This window comes from Anoxybacillus sp. CHMUD (genome assembly GCF_013096965.1).
Classification (GTDB): domain Bacteria; phylum Bacillota; class Bacilli; order Bacillales; family Anoxybacillaceae; genus Anoxybacillus; species Anoxybacillus kestanbolensis_A.
In genome coordinates, this window is the sequence record NZ_SDLG01000047.1 from 1 (window position 1) to 1,432 (window position 1,432).

Here is a 1,432-nt window from a genome sequence, read left to right on the forward strand (position 1 = left end):
GATGATGTATAAAATTTTGTGTAAAGCATTTTGCTAGGCAAAAAGAAAAAAGGTAGGGTATTCTCTGATTTGAACCAAAAATCTTAGAGAAAGGAGTACCCTACCTATGTCTAAAAGTATACCGAATGTAGACTGGGCAAATCAACTGGAAAGTGTCATTCGTCAGTTTGTGAAGGAAAAATTAGAGCTGATTATGCGGGAAGAAATCAAACATTTCCTCGAAATCGAACAGGCGGACACATCCAATATGAGAAACGGCTACTATCAACGAAATCTAGATACGCAATATGGCCGAATTGAAGGCCTTTTGGTCCCAAGAGATCGAAATGGGGAATTTCAAACGCAGCTGTTTGCCCCTTACCAACGTCATACTGGTTGGCTCGAGGAAGCCGTCATCAAAATGTATCAAAGTGGCATGAGTACGAGGGAAATTGGCAAGTTTATCGAACGAATTTTAGGAAATGCCTATTCTCCAACGACAATCAGTCGTATTACCGATGTAGTGAAGGAAGACATCGAGAAATGGCACAATCGTCCTCTACATCAGCGTTATTCGGTTTTATATTTGGATGGTTTATACGTAAAACTTCGTCGCGAAACCGTGGAGAAAGAAGTCATTTATGTGGTGTTAGGGGTGAACGAAGAAGGATATCGCGAAATTCTTGATTTCTTTGTGGGAGGACAAGAAAGCGCCTATGTATGGCAGGAAATTCTTCAACACCTCTATCAAAGAGGCGTCAAGGAAGTGCTTCTGGGCGTATTCGATGGACTACCGGGGTTGGAGGAAGCCTTTAAGGCGGTTTATCCGAAAGCCGATGTGCAGCGTTGTGTCGTTCACAAAGTACGTAATACCTTAAATCGTGTTCGGAAAAAAGATCAATTCGAAGTGGCAGAGGATCTCAAACTGATTTATCGCGCACCGAATAAGGAGATAGCGTTACAGATGTTTCAACAGTTTGAGTCGAAATGGTCCAGCAAGTACCCGAGAGAAGTCCAATCTTGGGCCAATGAGTTGGATGTCCTCCTTACATTTATGGATTATCCAAGCAGTATTCGAAGTGTGATTTACACGACCAATGCCATCGAACGAACGATCAAGGAAATTCGGAAACGTCTAAAACCGATGAACAGTTTGAGCAGTTTAGAAGCCGCGGAAAAAGTCGTGTATTTGACCATTCAAGATTTTAATGAGAAATGGGCAGGGCGAAAGTTAAGAGGATTTGCCGAAGCACAGGAAGCCCTCGAGCGAATGTTTGAAGAACGTTATCATTAACCAAATAATGTAAATAAATGAGATAAGGGGATTCTCCCTTCCCACACAAGAGACTGAATATTCAGTCTCTTGTGTGGAGAAAATCAGTCCCCTATCAATTCAAATCCATTTCAGAGAAACCCTACCCCATTTACATTACACAAAATTCTTGACGGTACC

At 41.9% G+C, this 1,432-nt stretch carries 1 protein-coding gene; it reads left to right on the forward strand.

The genetic code is table 11. The annotated features are described in order from the left end of the window. Positions 1 to 106 precede the first annotated feature (106 nt). Positions 107 to 1,273 (forward strand): IS256 family transposase, encoded by a 1,167-nt coding sequence (locus ETB99_RS14485; RefSeq protein WP_128999484.1) that lies wholly within the window; start codon positions 107 to 109, stop codon positions 1,271 to 1,273. Positions 1,274 to 1,432 lie beyond the last annotated feature (159 nt).

Coding starts and splice junctions, on each gene's coding strand:
- ETB99_RS14485 (WP_128999484.1), top strand. CDS start 107: ATGTCTAAAAGTATACCGAATGTAGACTGGGCAAATCAACTGGAAAGT.